This window comes from Nocardiopsis sp. MT53 (assembly GCF_019598965.1).
Taxonomy (GTDB): domain Bacteria; phylum Actinomycetota; class Actinomycetes; order Streptosporangiales; family Streptosporangiaceae; genus Nocardiopsis; species Nocardiopsis changdeensis.
The window spans coordinates 5,522,257-5,538,341 of the sequence record NZ_CP080599.1 but is presented as its reverse complement, the minus strand read 5'-3'; the positions used below and the strand labels follow the sequence as shown (position 1 = coordinate 5,538,341).

At 75.3% G+C, this 16,085-nt stretch carries 16 protein-coding genes and 1 pseudogene; 9 read left to right on the top strand and 8 right to left on the bottom strand.

The window, feature by feature from the left end; translation table 11 throughout:
- Positions 1–126 precede the first annotated feature (126 nt).
- Together K1J57_RS24505 and K1J57_RS24500 are read left to right on the top strand one after the other, a co-directional pair.
- Positions 127–1,683 carry a sodium-dependent transporter gene (locus K1J57_RS24505; RefSeq protein ID WP_220560992.1) on the top strand — a complete coding sequence of 519 codons (1,557 nt, stop codon included), beginning with the start codon at positions 127–129 and terminating at the stop codon, positions 1,681–1,683.
- Positions 1,683–1,796 (top strand): methionine/alanine import family NSS transporter small subunit, encoded by a 114-nt coding sequence (locus K1J57_RS24500; RefSeq protein WP_220560991.1) that lies wholly within the window; start codon positions 1,683–1,685, stop codon positions 1,794–1,796. Before K1J57_RS24505 ends, K1J57_RS24500 begins: the two co-directional genes overlap by 1 nt.
- Positions 1,797–1,889: 93 nt before the next feature.
- Here the strand turns inward: K1J57_RS24500 and K1J57_RS24495 are convergent, their stop codons facing one another.
- The 4 genes from K1J57_RS24495 to K1J57_RS24480 form a co-directional block, all read right to left on the bottom strand.
- A complete protein-coding gene (locus K1J57_RS24495; protein ID WP_220560990.1) occupies positions 1,890–2,435 on the bottom strand; it encodes a type 1 glutamine amidotransferase domain-containing protein in 546 nt (181 codons plus the stop codon).
- 99 nt (positions 2,436–2,534) lie between these two features.
- Positions 2,535–3,368 (bottom strand): SDR family oxidoreductase, encoded by an 834-nt coding sequence (locus K1J57_RS24490; RefSeq protein WP_220560989.1) that lies wholly within the window; start codon positions 3,366–3,368, stop codon positions 2,535–2,537.
- Positions 3,369–3,470: 102 nt separating this feature from the next.
- Entirely contained in the window at positions 3,471–4,181 is a 711-nt protein-coding gene (locus K1J57_RS24485) for a hypothetical protein (RefSeq protein ID WP_220560988.1), read from the bottom strand.
- Between the two features lie 49 nt (positions 4,182–4,230).
- Positions 4,231–4,845 carry a helix-turn-helix domain-containing protein gene (locus K1J57_RS24480; protein ID WP_220560987.1) on the bottom strand — a complete coding sequence of 205 codons (615 nt, stop codon included), beginning with the start codon at positions 4,843–4,845 and terminating at the stop codon, positions 4,231–4,233.
- A 130-nt stretch (positions 4,846–4,975) separates the two neighbouring features.
- On the opposite strand from K1J57_RS24480, the gene K1J57_RS24475 reads away from it, so the two are divergent.
- On the top strand, positions 4,976–5,758 hold the full coding sequence (locus K1J57_RS24475; protein ID WP_220560986.1) for a Clp protease N-terminal domain-containing protein: 783 nt from the start codon (positions 4,976–4,978) through the stop codon (positions 5,756–5,758).
- Here K1J57_RS24475 and K1J57_RS24470 read toward each other — a convergent pair.
- Entirely contained in the window at positions 5,725–6,495 is a 771-nt protein-coding gene (locus K1J57_RS24470; protein WP_220560985.1) for a MerR family transcriptional regulator, read from the bottom strand. The genes K1J57_RS24475 and K1J57_RS24470 overlap by 34 nt on opposite strands.
- Positions 6,496–6,730: 235 nt before the next feature.
- Between K1J57_RS24470 and K1J57_RS24465 the strand changes: the two genes are divergently transcribed.
- The gene (locus tag K1J57_RS24465; protein ID WP_220560984.1) at positions 6,731–7,240 is read left to right on the top strand and encodes a GNAT family N-acetyltransferase; all 510 of its coding nucleotides are present in this window, start codon (positions 6,731–6,733) and stop codon (positions 7,238–7,240) included.
- Between the two features lie 108 nt (positions 7,241–7,348).
- On the opposite strand, the gene K1J57_RS24460 is transcribed toward K1J57_RS24465, so the two are convergent.
- On the bottom strand, positions 7,349–8,722 hold the full coding sequence (locus tag K1J57_RS24460; protein ID WP_220560983.1) for an FAD-binding oxidoreductase: 1,374 nt from the start codon (positions 8,720–8,722) through the stop codon (positions 7,349–7,351).
- A 149-nt stretch (positions 8,723–8,871) separates the two neighbouring features.
- Here K1J57_RS24460 and K1J57_RS24455 point away from each other — a divergent pair, with 149 nt between their 5' ends.
- Together K1J57_RS24455 and K1J57_RS33675 are read left to right on the top strand one after the other, a co-directional pair.
- On the top strand, positions 8,872–9,615 hold the full coding sequence (locus tag K1J57_RS24455) for an SDR family oxidoreductase (RefSeq protein WP_220560980.1): 744 nt from the start codon (positions 8,872–8,874) through the stop codon (positions 9,613–9,615).
- A gap of 62 nt (positions 9,616–9,677) precedes the next feature.
- Positions 9,678–10,079 (top strand): annotated as a pseudogene (locus tag K1J57_RS33675) (DNA-binding protein); the annotation flags it as partial.
- Between the two features lie 3 nt (positions 10,080–10,082).
- Here K1J57_RS33675 and K1J57_RS24450 read toward each other — a convergent pair.
- The gene (locus tag K1J57_RS24450; protein WP_220560979.1) at positions 10,083–11,384 is read right to left on the bottom strand and encodes an FAD-binding oxidoreductase; all 1,302 of its coding nucleotides are present in this window, start codon (positions 11,382–11,384) and stop codon (positions 10,083–10,085) included.
- Between the two features lie 91 nt (positions 11,385–11,475).
- On the opposite strand from K1J57_RS24450, the gene K1J57_RS24445 reads away from it, so the two are divergent.
- Positions 11,476–12,345 carry a sigma-70 family RNA polymerase sigma factor gene (locus K1J57_RS24445; RefSeq protein ID WP_220560978.1) on the top strand — a complete coding sequence of 290 codons (870 nt, stop codon included), beginning with the start codon at positions 11,476–11,478 and terminating at the stop codon, positions 12,343–12,345.
- A 43-nt stretch (positions 12,346–12,388) separates the two neighbouring features.
- On the opposite strand, the gene K1J57_RS24440 is transcribed toward K1J57_RS24445, so the two are convergent.
- Positions 12,389–12,931, bottom strand: a complete 543-nt coding sequence (locus K1J57_RS24440) for an MOSC domain-containing protein (RefSeq protein WP_220560977.1) — start codon at positions 12,929–12,931, stop codon at positions 12,389–12,391.
- Between the two features lie 133 nt (positions 12,932–13,064).
- Between K1J57_RS24440 and K1J57_RS24435 the strand changes: the two genes are divergently transcribed.
- Entirely contained in the window at positions 13,065–14,048 is a 984-nt protein-coding gene (locus K1J57_RS24435; RefSeq protein WP_220560976.1) for an aldo/keto reductase, read from the top strand.
- Between the two features lie 295 nt (positions 14,049–14,343).
- Positions 14,344–15,984, top strand: a complete 1,641-nt coding sequence (locus tag K1J57_RS24430) for an ATP-binding cassette domain-containing protein (RefSeq protein WP_220560975.1) — start codon at positions 14,344–14,346, stop codon at positions 15,982–15,984.
- The last annotated feature ends 101 nt before the right edge of the window (positions 15,985–16,085 follow it).

The following is a 16,085-nucleotide window of genomic DNA, read 5'->3' as shown; positions in this document are numbered from 1 at the left end:
ATCGAGCGCCGACCCCCCGCAAAGGCAAGACGAACAGCCGACAACCGGTCCTGGAACATGCCGTTTCGTCCAAATCCTGCTAGCGTGCGGGACGCGCAACGACAGGCACGATGAGGAGACCTGACCATGGCCCAACAGACTCGCGAGCAGTGGGGGACGCGCGCGGGCTTCCTGATGGCGGCGATCGGATCCGCCGTCGGGCTCGGGAACATCTGGCGATTCCCCTACATCGCCTACGAGAACGGCGGCGGGGCGTTCATGGTGCCCTACCTCGTCGCCCTGCTCACCGCCGGCATCCCGCTGCTCATCCTCGAGTACTCGATCGGCCACAGGTACCGGTCCTCGGCACCCCTGTCCTACCGGCGGATCTCCCGGCCCACCGAGGCCATCGGCTGGTGGCAGGTGGCCATCTGCTTCGTCATCGCGATCTACTACGGCGCGATCATCGCCTGGAGCTCCTCCTACGTCTGGTTCTCCATCACCGGCGCCTGGGGCGAGGACCCCAACGCGTTCTTCTTCGGCGACTACCTCCAGATGAGCGAGGCCCCCGGCGGGATCACCGGCTACGTGCCCGCCGTTGCCTGGCCGCTCATCGCCGTGTGGATCGTCGTCCTGGCCATCCTGGCCCTGGGCGTGCGCAACGGCATCGAGAAGGCCAACAAGGTCTTCATCCCGCTGCTCGTGGTCCTGTTCCTCATCCTGGTCGTGCAGGCCCTCACCCTGGACGGCGCCACCACCGGCCTGAACGCCCTGTTCACCCCCGACTGGAGCGCCATGGCCGACGGCAGCGTGTGGGTGGCGGCCTACGGACAGATCTTCTTCTCGCTGTCCATCGGCTTCGGCATCATGGTCACCTACGCCTCCTACCTCAAGCGCAAGGCCGACCTGACGGGCTCGGCCATGGTCGCCGGCTTCGCCAACAGCTCCTTCGAGCTGCTGGCCGGCATCGGCGTGTTCGCCGCCCTGGGCTTCATGGCCACCGCCGCGGGCACCGCGGTGGACGAGGTCGCCACCTCCGGCATCGGCCTGGCCTTCATCGCCTTCCCGCAGATCATCTCCACCCTGCCCTTCGGCGGGGCGCTGTTCGGCGTGCTGTTCTTCGCGTCGCTGGTCATCGCCGGACTCACCTCGCTGATCAGCATCGTCGAGGTCGTCGTCTCCGCCGTCCAGGACCGCGTCGGCCTGGGCCGCCTCCAGGCGGTCCTGATCGTCGGCGGCCTGATCGCCCTGGTGTCGATCCTGATCTTCCCGACCCACCAGGGCCTGCACTACCTGGACGTCTTCGACCACTTCATCAACCAGTACGGCATCGTCCTGGCCGCCCTGGTGATGCTCATCGTGTTCGGATGGGTCCTGCGCCGCCTGCCGGCCTTCCAGGAGCACGCCAACAGCGTGTCCTCCATCCGCCTGGGCCGCTGGTGGCGCATCACCCTGGCCGTGGTCACCCCGGTCCTGCTCGGCTTCATGATGTGGGACGCGCTGCGCACCGAACTGACGGAGAACTACGCCGGGTACCCGACCGGGTTCCTGCTCACCGCCGGGTGGGGCGTGGCCATCGGCGCCATCGTCGTCGGCGCCGTCATCGCCCTGGTGCCCTGGAAGCGCGCCGACCAGATGGCCGCCCACGACCGCGAACGCACCGAGGGGACCGGACAGGTCCACGACAAGGAGGAGGGCCACTGATGTCGGCCAGCGCGATCACCATGATGGTCATCTCCATGGCACTGCTGTGGGGCGGCCTGATCACCGCCATCGTCCACCTGCGCCGCCACCCCGAGGTCTCCGACCAGGACTGACCCGCACACGGCGCACACGGGGGCGGGGCCCGCACCGGGCCCCGCCCCCGCACCTTCCCCCCGCCCGGGCACCCCCTCCCCGGGCCCGGACCCTCAGGCCCGGGACAGCTCCCGCACGATCCGCTCGCAGAACGCGGGCAGGTCGTCCGGATTGCGGCTGGTGGTGATCCCGCCGTCGGTGACCACCTCCTCCTCCACCACGTTCCCCCCGGCGTTGCGCACATCGGTGCGGATGCTCGGATACGACGTGAGCGTGCGCCCGCGCACCAGGTCGGCCTCCACCAGCGTCCACGGACCGTGGCAGATCGCCGCGATCGGCCTGCCCGTCGCCGCGAACTCGCGCACGAACCGCACCGCGTCGGCGTCGGCCCGCAGGTTGTCGGGATTGACGGTGCCGCCCGGCAGCACCAGGCCGTCGTAGTCCTGTACCGACGCCTCGGCCACCCGCCGGTCCACAGCGAACCGGTCGGCCGGCTCGATGTCCCCGTTCATCGCCTGGATCTCGCCGTCCTTCAACGAGAGCAGCTCGGTGACGGCCCCGGCCTCCTCCAGCGCCCGGCGCGGCCGCTCCAGCTCGACCTGCTCCACACCGTCCGCGGCCAGGAACGCCACCCGCCGCCCGCTGAGCACGTCCGCCATGGTCCTCTCCCCCTTCGCTCATCGGATCGGGCCGCACACCGCGCGGCACCGTGGTCACCGCCTACCCGCCCGGCGGGGTCCCTCACACCCCTGGGCGCCTCAGCCCTTGCGCCAGGTCGCGTCCTCCAGGGCCCCCGCGGCCTGCGGCCCCATCAGGGACAGCCCCCCGTCCACGAACAGCGACGCCCCCGTCACATAGGACGACCCGGGCCCGGCCAGGAACGCCACCGCCTCGGCCACCTCGTCGGCGTGCCCCGGCCGCGGCAGCGGGTACCCGGCGCGCGAGTCCAGCCGCGGCTCCTCCTCGTGCTGCCCGGTCATGGGCGTGGCGATCTCCCCCGGAGCCACCGCGTTCGCGGTGATGCCGTACAGGCCCAGCTCCAGGGCCAGGACCCGGGTGAGCATCCGCAGCCCGCCCTTGGCCACGCAGTACGCCCCCGCCGTCACCCGCGGGTACTCCTCGTGGACGCTGGTGATGTTGACGATGCGCCCGCCCCGGCCCGCGTCGCGCATGTGCTCCGCGGCGATCCTCGCGCACAGGAAGGGCCCGTCCAGATCCACCGACAGGACCTCGCGCCAGCGCTCGTAGCCGGTGTCCAGCAGGTGCTCGCCCGAACCGGTGCCCGCGTTGTTCACCAGGACGCCCACCCCGCCCAGCTCCCCGACCAGGTCGGCGACGGCCTCCGAGCCCCGCACCGGGTCGGCCAGGTCGTGCCTGCGCACCGCCACCCGCCGTCCGATCCGGCGCACCTCCTCCTCGGTGCGCCGCACCCCCTCCTCGTCGCTGTGGTAGGTGACGCCGACGTCGAAGCCGTCCCGGGCCAGGCGGACCGCACTCGCCCTGCCGATACCGCTGTCGGCACCCGTCACCACGGCCACTCGGTCGTAGTCGTCGAACGCGCTCGCCCCCGCGATGCGGTCGTCCCGTGCCATGTCTCCCCCTCACCTGCGCCGGTGCACACGTTCACGGGGGCGGCTACCCGGCCCCGGCCCGCGCCACACCCCGGCCCGCCGCACGCCGGCACCGCCGGGGGTTCAGCCCACCGCGTCGCGGCGGCCGCTCCAGGCCGCCCCGGGCACCCGCTCCAGCAGATCCACCAGGGCCCGGGCGCGCTCCGCCGCCCGCCCCGGGTCCAGCGCCCCCGCCTGCCAGGTCAGCACATGGGTCCGGGAGAACCGGAACGGCACCGGCACCGCGCCGCCCCCCAGCAGGTGGGCGCGCACCCCCTCGTCCAGGACACGGCGGGCGAAGTCCCCGTCGGCCGCCCAGACCGCGAAGGCCCCGTCGAAGGCGGCATCGCCCACCCGCACCTCGCGCACCCCCGCGGCCGACGGCCCCGGGCCGCCCTCCCCCCGGGCCCGCACCTCCAGCACCGGGACCGGGCCGGGCGGGGCCGCCGCCACGACGGTGTGCACGTGACCGGTGGTGGCGCTGTCGCGGCCCTGCCCGCGGGTGGCGGTGTAGGAGTACTCATAGGCCATCACCCGGTACCCGCCCACCCGGGCGCACAGCACGTGGCGGGCGCGGGCGTTGGAGCGGACCTCCACGAAGGGGTCCCCCTCGAACCGGTCGACCAGCTCCGGGCGCTCGCGGTCGTAACTCCAGCCGTGGTCGCGCGCCCACCCGGCCAGCCGCTCGCGGTGCCTGCGCTCGGGCACGGCCCCCGCCACCCGGGAGGCGACGGCGGCGACGGCCAGCAGGACCACCGCCCCCAGGACGAGGACCTCCACGACGACGGTGCCCATCGGGGCCTCCCCTTTTCCGGCCAACGGCTCTCGAGGGGTCGGACGCACCTCACCGCCCCCGCGGTTCCCCCTCGTCCTCACGGCGCCCCTCGGTGGGGCGCACCCGCACGTGGGCGCGCTCGCCCTGGGGCCCGAACAGGCCCAGATAGGAGACCGGCCCCGGGCCGGGGTTGAGGAACCCGTGCGGGATGCGGGTGTCGAACTCGGCGACCTCCCCCTGCTTGAGGACCATGTCGTGCGGCCCCAGCAGCAGCCGCAGCCGCCCCTCCAGCACGTACAGCCAGTCGTGGCCCTCGTGGCTGCGCTGGTCGGCCTCCACGTGCCCGCGGGGCGGGGGGATGGTGATGCGGAACGCCTGGATGCCCCCGGGGGTCCGCGAGAGCGGCAGGTACTCGACGCCGTCGCGGGTGAACGGGCGCAGCCGCACCCGCGGGTCGGCGGTGTCGGCGCCCACCAGCTCGTCCAGCGGCACCCCGTGCACCCGGGCCAGCGGCAGCAGCAGCTCCAGGGTGGGGCGGCGCCGCCCCGACTCCAGGCGCGACAGGGTGCTCACCGAGATCCCGGTGGTCTCCGACAGGCCGGCCAGGGTGATGCCGCGGTCGCGGCGCAGCTCGCGCAGCCGCGGCCCCACCGCCGCCAGCACCGGGTCGAGTTCGTCGTCCATGGGCGTCAATCTGCCACAGGCGGGACCGCCGGAGAAGGAAGGGCCCCACTGGGGGCCGCAAGGGGGTTGGACCGGATCCCAGTGGGGGTATGTAAGGGGTTACATCATACCCCCATCGAAGGGAGTTTCGATGCCCAAGGTCAACGTCTACCTCCCCGAGGACCTCGCCGAGGCGGTGCGCGAGAGCCGCATCCCCGTCTCGGCCGTGTGCCAGCGCGCCCTGGAACAGGCGGTGCGCCGCCTGGCCGCCGCCCGCGAGGCCCTGCGCGGCCCCGTCCGCGGCCGGGACCTGGACGCCCACCTGCCCCTGTTCACCCCCCGGGCCCGCACCGTGCTGAGCCTGGCCGCCGACCGCCCGGCCCCCGGAACCCCCATCACCACCGCCGACCTGGCCGCCGCCCTGGTCCAGGAGGGCGGCAACCTCGCCCTCCACGTGCTGGGGGCCATGGAGATCACCCCCGCCGCCCTCACCGCGGCCCTGGCCGGACACGAGGCGGCCGAGGAGGAGGGCCCCAGCGCCCCGCCCGCCTTCAGCTCCCCGGCCGTCCACTGCCTGGAGGCCGCCCTGGGCGAGGCCACCGCCCTGGGGCACAACTACGTGGGCTGCGAACACCTGCTGCTGGGCCTGGTCGCCGAGGAGGAGGGCGCCGGCGGCGCGGCCCTGCGCTCCCTGGGCGCCGACCCCCGGTCCACCCGCCGCGCGGTCACCGCCGCCCTGGCCGGGTACGTCCACCTGCGCTCCCAGCAGGCCGCCGACCCCGGGCAGGGTCCCGCCGACGCGCTCGAGGCCCGGCTCACCCCGCTGCTGGCCCGCATCGAACGCCTGGAGGAACGCCTGGACACACAAGGCCGAGACACCCCGCCCGGGCCCGCCGCGGGTCAGGACCCCTCGGCCTCCAGCAGGTCCAGGTAGTCCTGCAGGCGCGCCACCCCCGCCGCCAGGGCGCGGGCCCTGACGGCCAGCCCCTCCTCGCGGCGGCGCAGCGCCCCCTCCAGCGCCTCCCCGCCGCCCGAGGCCCGCAACTCCTCCATCACCGGCGCGATCTGCCCCAGCCCGTACCCGCCGCGCCGCAGCTCCGACACCACCCGCACCTCGCGCACCTGCTCGGGCCCGTACACCCGGTACCCCGTCCGCGGATCCCGCACCGGCCGCACCAGCCCGGCCCGCTCCCACACCCGCAGCGCCGAGGCCCGCACCCCCACCAGGCGCGCCACCCCGCCGATCCGCAACGGCCCCTCCGCCTCCCGCGCCCGCACCCCCGCCAGCACCGCGGGCACCTCGCGCCCGCCCGCACCGGCGGCCGCGGCCACCGCCGCCAGCGCACGCGCCGCCTCCCGCACCGCGCCCCGCTCCCGGTGCGCCTCGGCGAAGGCCGCCTCCACCGCCTCCAGCGCCGCGTCCGCCCCACGCGCGTGCAGGACCCGCAGCACCTCGCCCGCCGCCATCACCCCCATGCCCGGGGCCAGCGCACGATAGGCCACCAGCGCCGCCAGGTGGCGCCCGGTGAACCGCCGCTGCCCCGACCCCGTCCGCCGCGCCGGCGGCAGCACCCCCGAGGCCTCGCAGTCGCGCACCGTCTGGGCCGACACCCCCACCGCCCGGGCCAGGTCCACCGGCCGCAACTCCCCCCGGACGACCCCTCCCGCCACCACGGCCTCCCCCGTATCGCCCGCACCACCCCGCCCACCCGTGTTACCGTGGTCGGCGCTCCGAACGACGGTACCGACCACAGGAGCCGGGCGGGGCCCACGCCCCGGGCGCACACCACCCCGCCACGTCCACACCTTCGGGGTCCCCGACCCGGCACCGCCCGGAACCGCGGCACCGCCCGCGCACACCACCGGCGCACGCAGGGACCGGACCCCCTCACACCCGAGGCCCACCGTGAACACCGCCTGGAACACCCGCGCCGAGACCCCCGCCGACACCGCCGCCGTGCACGCCGTCAACGCCGCCGCGTTCGACACCCCCGCCGAGGCCGACCTGGTCGACGCCCTGCGCGCCGACCCCGCCTGGATCGAGGGCCTGTCCATGGTCGCCGTCACCGACCAGGGCACCGTCGCCGCCTACGCCCTGCTCACCCGCTGCCACATCGGCGACACCCCGGCCCTGTGCCTGGCGCCGTGCGCCGTCCTGCCCGAGCACCAGCGCACCGGCGCCGGATCGGCCGCCATCCGCGCGGTCCTGGACGCCGCCCGCGCCCGCGGCGAACGCTTCGTCACCGTCCTGGGCCACCCCGGCTACTACCCCCGGTTCGGGTTCGAGCGCGCCTCGGCCTACGGGATCGGGCTGGACATCGAGGTCCCGGACGAGGCCCTCATGGCCCTGTCCCTGGACCCGGCCCACACCCCGCCCGCCGGGACGATCCGCTACGCCGCACCGTTCGGCATCTGACCCCGCCGCACCGGCCCGCACCCGGTCGGCCCGCACCCGGTCGGGCAGCGCAGTGGTCGGACCACACAGGGTGTGCGGGGGCGCCACAGTCCCCGCACACCCCCCGGGTCAGGCGAACACCTTGCCGGGGTTGAAGATCCCCGCCGGGTCCAGGGCGCCCTTGACCGCCCGGTGCATGCCCACCACGTCCTCGCCCAGCTCCCTGGCGGCCCCGCGCATCTTCAGCAGGCCCACCCCGTGCTCGCCGGTCACCGTGCCGCCCAGTGCCAGCGCCTCGTCCACGATCACCTCGAACGCCTCCTTGGCCCGCTTCTTGGCCGCCTCGTCCCCGGCAGGGACGATGAACAGCGGGTGCAGGTTGCCGTCCCCGGCGTGCGCGATGTTGCCGATGTGGGTGTCGAACCGGCGGGCCGCCTCCTCGATCCGCGCCAGCATGTGCGGCACCTGCGCCTTGGGCACGCACACGTCCTCGGTCAGCAGCGGCCCCAGCCGCTCCAGCGCCGGGTAGGCCAGCCGCCGCGCAGCGAACAGCGCCTCGGCCTCCTCGGCGTCGGTGGAGCGCACCGCGTAGGCCGCCCCCTGCGCCTCGAAGCAGCCCAGGATGGTGTCGGCCTCCTGCTCCCCGGCCGCCCCGGGCTGGTCGCTGCGCGCCAGCAGCAGCACCTCACCCTCCGCCGACAGCCCCATGTTCTTCCACTCGTCCACCGCCTGCAGGCAGAACCGGTCGATGAGCTCCAGCGCCGAGGGCACCACCCCCGACGCCGCCACCGCCGCCACCGCGCGCCCGGCGTCGGTGAGGGAGTCGAAGTAGCCCACCACCGTGTGCTCCACCCCGGTGCGCAGCGGCCGCATCCGCAAGGTCACCTCCGTGACCAGGCCCAGCGTGCCCTCCGAGCCCACCATCAGCCCGGCCAGGTCGTAGCCGGTCACCCCCTTGGCCGTGGACCGGCCCAGCCGCACCACCTGCCCGGTGCCCACCACCGCCTCCAGGCCCAGCACGTAGTCGCGGGTCACCCCGTACTTGACGCAGCACAGCCCGCCCGCGTTCGTGGCCACGTTGCCGCCGATCGTCGACCAGGGGGCCGAGGCCGGGTCCGGCGGGTACCACAGCCCGTCCTCGGCGACCCTGCGGCGCAGGTCGTCGTTGACCACCCCCGGCTGGACGACGGCGCTCTGCTGGACCGGGTCCACCGACAGCACCCGGTCCATGCGCTCGAAGGAGACCACGACCCAGCCGTCGACGGCGTTGGCCGCGCCCGACAGGCCGGTCCCGGCCCCGCGCCCCACCACCGGCACGCGGTGCTCGGCGCACAGGGCCACCACCGCGGCCACGTCGGCGGTGTCGCGCGGGCGCACCACCGCGGCGGGGGTGCCGTAGGGCGCCCACTCGGCCTCGTCGTGGGCGTAGCCCTCCATGATCTCGGGGTCGGTGACGACCTGGTCGGCGCCGATCGCGGCGGCCAGGCTCTGGGCGATGGACATGCTCCTCCTCGGTGCGCGGGCGCCGGCCCGGATCGGGCGGCGCTGACCAGCACCCTAACGACCCGGCTCCGGCCCTTCGCCGCGCGGTGCCCCCGCACCGGGGGGCCGCGGTGCTAGCGTCGCCAGCGGCGGCGGGAAAGGAGCGGGCGATGGCGGAGATCCTGGTCACCGGGGGCACCGGGACCCTGGGGCGGCCGGTGGTGGAGGGGCTGCGGCGCGCGGGCCACGGGGTGCGCTCGCTCAGCAGGCACCCGCGCCCCGACGACCCGCTCTCCCACGCGGTGGACCTGCGCCGGGGCACCGGCCTGGACGAGGCGCTGGAGGGGGTGGACACGGTGGTCCACTGCGCCACCGACCCCCTGGGCGGCGACCTGCGGGCGGCCGCCCGCCTGATCGGTGCGGCGCGCCGGGCCGGGGTGGGCCACCTCCTCTACATCTCGATCGTGGGCGTGGACCGCATCCCGCTGGGCTACTACCGCGCCAAGTACACGGTGGAGCGGGCGCTGGCCGCCTCCGGGCTGGGGTGGACGGTGCTGCGCACCACCCAGTTCCACGACCTGGTGGCGTCGCTGTGCGCGCGGGCGGCCCTGCTGCCGGCGGCGCCGGTGCCGGACGTGGACGTGCAGCCCATCGCGGTGCGCGAGGCGGCGTCCCGGCTGGTGCTGCTGGCCCAGGGGGAGCCGCGGGGCCGGGTGGCCGACATGGGCGGCCCGGCGGTGGAGCCCTTCACCCGCCTCATGGACGCCTACCTGCGCTCGCGCGGCCTCGAGCGGCGCACGGTACCGGTGCGCCTGCCGGGGAGGGTGTTCGCAGCCTACCGGGCGGGGGAGCACCTGGCCCCGGACCGGGCGGTGGGCACGGTGACCTTCGCGGACTTCCTCGCCCACCACTGACTTGAACACATTGTTGAAAACCCTATGTTGACATCGTGGGGTTGTCCCGTCATGCTGGACCCATGACCACACCCGACCTCACCCCGCCCGACCCCGAAAAAGCCCGCAAACAGCGCACCTACCCCGCGCTCACCCGCCTCACCCAACGCCACGCCACCGGCGAGGACCGCATCCGCTGGGAGGCCGACACCCGCCCCATGGCCCCCCTGGACGCCCTGCGCCGCACCGCCGACCTGGCCGCCGGCAGCGCCCAACCCGACACCGGCGAACCCGACGTCGACCACGACGACCTCATGGCCGCCCTCACCCTGCTGCCCCTGGCCCGCGCCGAATTCGACCGCCTCGAACTGGGCCTGCTCCACATGGCCAAAGGACGCGGCATGACCTGGCAGGACATCGCCTTCGGCCTGGGCCTGGGCTCGGCCCAGGCCGCCCGCCAGCGCCACGACCGCCTCACCCGCCGCACCTCACCCCAGCACCGGATGGGCCGCCCGCACCACACCGCGCGGATCCCGCTCACGCTTGATCCGCCCCAACCGCTCCAGCACCCCCGGCGAGAACACCCGCCCCAACGGCTCCCCGCCCGCCAGCGCCGTCAACGGCTTGCGCCCGCTCACCGCCACCCCCGCGAACAGCCGCTCCAACCGGCTCCGCACCGCCTCCGCCCCGCCCGGACCCACCGGCGCCCCGAACGCGTACGCGTAGAACGGCTCGGTCAGCGGCCCGAACGGCGTCGCCGACGGCCCCGCCAGCGCACCGCCCAACCCCCGCACCTGCACCCCGAACAGCGGATCCAGCGGCTCGGCCGCCAACGCCGCACTCCACTCGCCCACCGCACCCGTCAACAGCTCCGTCCGCGCCAGCCCCGGCGTCGGATCCACCGGATCACCCGAGACCGACCCCAGCCCCGTCAACGGCAGCACCCCCAGCGTGTCGCGCACCGACCCGCCCACCGACACCAACGGCGCCAACAGCTTCTCCCCCACCGCCGCCGAACCCAGGAACGCCGCCTGCACCGACACCAGCGGCTCCGCCCCCGGGAACCGGTGCAGACTCCACCACACCGACAACTCCTCCGGAGCCCCCGCGAGGACCTCCTCGTACACCGCAGCCACCCGCGCCGCCCGCTCCACGGGCCACACCACCGCACCCGCGTACAGCTCCGGGGCCCCGAACAGCTCCAGCTCCACCCCCGTCACCACCACCGCGTCACCGCCACCGCCGCACAGCGCCCAGAACAGGTCCGGATCCGACTGCGCGCTCACCCGCGCCCGCCCGCCCCCGGCGTCCACCACCTCCCAGGCACGCACCGCGTCGGCCGCCCACCCGTGGCGGCGCCCGAACCACCCCAACCCCCCGCCCAGCGTGTACCCGACCACCCCCACACCCGGCGAACTGCCCGGCAACCCGGTCAACCCGTGCACCGCCGCCGCCTCCTGCACCCGCCCCCACGACACCCCGGCCCCCACCCGCGCCGTCCGCCGCACCGGGTCCACCTCCACCCCGTCCAGCGCCCCCGTGCGCACCAGCACCGCCCCCGACGCACTGCCCGTCGCACCGTGCCCCGTCGCCTGCGCCGCCACCGACAGCCCGCGCTCACCCGCCCACCGCACCACCGCGGCCACATCCCCCGCGTCGGCGACCTCCACCACCGCCACCGGCTCCTGCTCCACCGCCAGGTTCCACGGCCGCGACGCCGCCCCGAACCCCGCGTCCCCACCGGCCAGCACCCGACCGCGCACCACCGACTCCAGACCCCGCACACCCATCACGGCCCCTCCTGTCACACCACCGGAACCCCTCACGTCGTCCCGGTGAACCGTCGAACCCACGACGGACCCCACCGCGAGAATGTGACCGATGCACGAGAAAACCTCCGAAGAAACCCGCGCCGCCCTCTTCCAGGAGCACCGGCCCCTCCTGCTGTCCGTCGCCCACCGCATGCTCGGGTCCACCGCCGAGGCCGAGGACGCCGTCCAGGAGACCTGGCTGCGCCTGGCCCGCACCACCGAACGGATCGACAACCCCGCCGGCTGGCTCACCACCGTCACCGGCCGCATCTGCCTGGACCTGCTGCGCTCACGCACCGCCCGCCGCGAGGACCCCGCCGACCGGCCCGGCACCGAACCCGCCGACCCCGACCCCGGACCCGAACACCGGGCCCTGACCGCCGACGCCGTGAGCACCGCCCTCCTGGTGGTCCTGGACGCCCTCACCCCCGCCGAACGCCTCGCGTTCATCCTGCACGACGTGTTCGCCGTCCCCTTCGACGACATCGCACCCCTCCTGGAACGCACCCCCGCCGCGACCCGCCAGCTCGCCAGCCGCGCCCGCCGCCGCCTGCGCGGCACCCCCGCCCCCGCCACCACCGCGACGGCCACCGACCACCACGACACCGTGGTGCAGGCGTTCCTGACCGCGGCCCGCGGCGGCGACCTGACCGGCCTGCTCACCGTCCTGGACCCGCAGGTGACCGCCCGCGGCGACGTCTTCGCCCGCCTGCACGGGGTCCCGGCACTGGCCCGCGGCGCCGACACCGTCGCCGCCCAGGCCGTCACCTTCTCCCGCCTGGCCCACGGGGCCCGCCCCGTCCGCGTCGACGGCCGCCCCGGCTTCCTGTCCCTGTCCGACCACCGCCCCACCGCGGTCCTGCTGTTCACCGTCACCGACGGCCGTATCACCGCCATCGACATCCACTACGACCCCGACCTGCTCACCGCCCTGGCCTGACCCCCGGTGGTGGCCGCGCCCGGGCGCGGCCACCACCGCCGACTCAGACACGCTCCAACGGCAGGTGCGGGCCCCGGGGGGCCAGCACGTCGATCGCCATCCCCGGCTCCACCCGGCCGCCCCGCAGCACGATCCCCATGATCCCGGCCCGCCGCACGACCTCGCCGTCCGGGCCGCGCCCCACCACCTTCTTCAACAGCCCCGGCGAGAACGCGTCGATCTGCACGCACGGATTGCGCAACCCCGTCACCTCCACCCGCGCCTGGGGCCCCAGGCACAGCACCGCCCCCCGGCCCAACCCCAGCAGGTCGATCCCCCGGGTGGTGACGTTCTCCCCCAGCTCCCCCGGACCCACCGCGAACCCCTCGCCGGCCAGCTCCTCCAACAGCTCGGCGTGGATCAGGTGCACCTGCCGCAGGTTGGGCTGCGTGGGATCCACCGCCACCCGGGAACGGTGCCTGACCGTCACCCCCAGGTGGGCGTCCCCCTCCACACCCAGCCCCGCCAGCAACCGGATGCCCTCCCGCACCGGCTTGCCGAACGTGTGCCCCGCACTGCTGCTCACCGACTCGACGACCGCACCCACCGGCCACCACCCTCCACCGTCCCGACAGATCCGGACAACCACCCTAGACCGCGACCCCGAACGGGTTCCGCGCCGGACCCCGCGCCCGCCAGACTGACCCCATGCACACCACCACCGACCCCCGGGAGCCCTGATGCGACTGCGCACCCTGGGCCGCACCGGCCTGCGCGTCAGCGACCTCTTCCTGGGCACCATGGGCTTCACCACCACCGCCGAGGCCACCCGCATGATCGACCGCTACCAGGACGCCGGCGGCAACGTCATCGACACCGCCCCCGTCTACGGCGACAGCGAGGACATCCTCGGCCGGGTCCTGCACGGCACCCGCCGCGACCACTTCGTCCTGGCCACCAAGTTCACCCTGCCCGCCGACCCCGCCAACCCGCTCACCGCCGGATCCCACCGCAAATCCCTGCGCCTGTCCCTGGAACGCAGCCTGCGCCGCCTGCGCACCGACCACATCGACCTGCTGTGGGTGCACTGCCACGACCCCCGCACCCCCGTCGAGGAGACCATGCGCGCCCTGGACGACGCCGTCCGGGCCGGCACCGTCCTGTACACCGGCGCCTCCAACCTGCCCGCCTGGGCGGTGGCCGCCGCCAACACCGGCGCCGACCTGCGCGACCGCACCCCCTTCAGCGCCCTCCAGGTCCCCTACAGCCTCGCCCGCCGCGACATCGAACGCGAACTCCTGCCCATGGCCCGCACCCTGGGCCTGAGCACCGCCGCCTACAGCCCCCTGGGCGGCAGTCTCCTGTCCGGCCGCTTCGCCCACCCCGACGCCCCCGCCACCGGCCGCGTCGACCCCGCCGACCTCACCGAACACGAACGCGCCCTGGCCCGCACCCTGCACGAGGCCGCCTCCGACGAAGGCGTGGGCGACGCCCCCGCCGCCATCGCCTGGCTGCTCTCGCGCCCCGACCCCGTCCACCCCATCCTGGGCCCGCGCACCGACGCCCAGCTCACCGACCTGCTCACCGCCGCCGACACCACCCTGTCCCCCCACACCCTGGACCGGCTGGAGGAGGCCTCCCGCATCCCGCTCGGCTACCCCGCCGACCTCATCGCCCAGACCCTGCCCTGGCTCGACGGCCCCCGCGAGGTCCACCCCCGCTGAGGCCGCCGCGGCCACGTGAGCGACCCGACACCGAAACCGCCACCCGCACCGCCCCCAGGGCCCCGCCCCCGCCCCCGGGCCGCAAAACCACTGGCCACCCCCACCCCCCACCGCCTACCCTGGACGACATGCAGTACGTCCTCTACCTCTAACGGCCCCACGCACACCCGCCCCACGCCCGGCGTGGCCGCGGGTGCCCCATGCGTACCCGGACCCCGCCTTCGCACGGGTCCACCGTCAGAGGAACCGGGAGGCTCCCCGCCCACACGGGTCGAGCCCCCACACGAGGAGAGACATGCCCACCCTGGACCCCGCCGCCGCGCCCGCCGGCGAACGCGCCCAGCTCACCGCCACCGACCTGTACGTCGCCCGCGGCGGCCGCCCCGTCCTGGCCGGCGTCGACATGACCGTCACCCCCCGCTCGCGCTGGGGCGTCGTCGGAGAGAACGGCCGCGGCAAATCCACCCTGCTCCAGGTACTCACCGGAGCCCTGGAACCCGACCGCGGCACCGTCCGCCGCATCGGCACCCTCGGCTACGCCGAGCAGGAGATGCACACCACCGGCGGCCGCACCGTCGGCGACCTCATCGACATCGAACTCGCCGACGCCCGCACCGCCCTGGCCGCACTGGACACCTCCGCCGCCCGCATGGCCCGGGGCGAACCCGGAGCCGACACCGACTACACCGCCGCGCTCACCGCGGCCGAGACCCTGGACGCCTGGGACGCCGACCGGCGCGTGGACCTGGCCCTGGAACACCTGGACGCGGTCACCGACCGCACCCGCCCCCTGCACGAGCTGTCGGTGGGCCAGCGCTACCGGGTGCGCCTGGCCGCCCTCCTGGGCGCCGGACACGACTTCCTGCTGCTGGACGAGCCCACCAACCACCTCGACGCCGCCGGCCTGGACTTCCTCACCGCCCGCCTGCGCGAACACCGCAACGGGGTGGTGCTGGTCAGCCACGACCGCGCCCTGTTGTCGGACGTGGCCACCACCGTCCTGGACCTGGACCCCAGCCGCGACGGCCGCCCCCGCGTCCACGGCGGCGGCTTCGCCGGCTACCAGCAGGGCCGGCGCGCCGAACGCGACCGCTGGGAGGAGGAGTACGAACAGCAGCAGGCCGAACACGCCCGCCTGACCCAGGACCTGTCCCACGCCCAGAACCGGCTCATCAGCGGCTGGCGCCCCGACAAGGGCACCGGCAAACACCAGCGGGCCACCCGCGCCGGCGGCCTGGTGCGCGCCGTCCACCGCCGGCGCGCCGACCTGGAGGCCCACGCCGTCACCATGCCCCCGCCGCCGCTGCGGCTGCGCATGCCCGACCTGCCCGCCCGCCCGGGCGCGACCCTGCTGGACGCCGCAGGGGTGAGCGTGGCCGGACGCCTGCACCACCCCGTGGACGTGCACCTGGAGTCGGGGGACCGCCTGGTGGTCACCGGCCCCAACGGGGCGGGCAAGTCCACCCTGCTGGCGGTCCTGGCCCAACTGCTGCACCCCACTACGGGAACCGTCCGCACCGCCCGCGGGACGCGGGTGCGCCTGCTCGCCCAGGAGTCGCCGCAGGCGCCCTCGCGCCGCGCCCACGAGGTGTTCGCGGCCCGGATGCAGGACCTGGTCGGCCGCGGCGCCCTCCGCGAGGCGGTGCCGCTGTCCTCGCTGGGGCTGCTGCCGGCCGCCGACGCCTCACGCCCGGTGGGCGAGCTGTCCATGGGCCAGCAGCGCCGCCTGGACCTGGCGATGGCGCTGGCCGAGCGCCCGCACGTGCTGCTGCTGGACGAGCCCACCAACCACCTGTCGATCCCGCTGGTGGAGGAGCTCACCGAGGGGCTGGGCGCCACCGCGGCCGCGGTGGTGGTGGCCACCCACGACCGGCAGCTGCGCCGCGACGTGGCCTCCTGGCCCCACCTGCCCCTGGACGCGGCCGTCCGCGTCTAGAGCGCGTCCCCGCGGACCCCGCTTGCCGAGCGCCGGACGGCCCTCAGCGGGCGGCACGCGGCCACGGGCCCTCCTCCGGGACGCGCCCGGGGGTGGGGTCC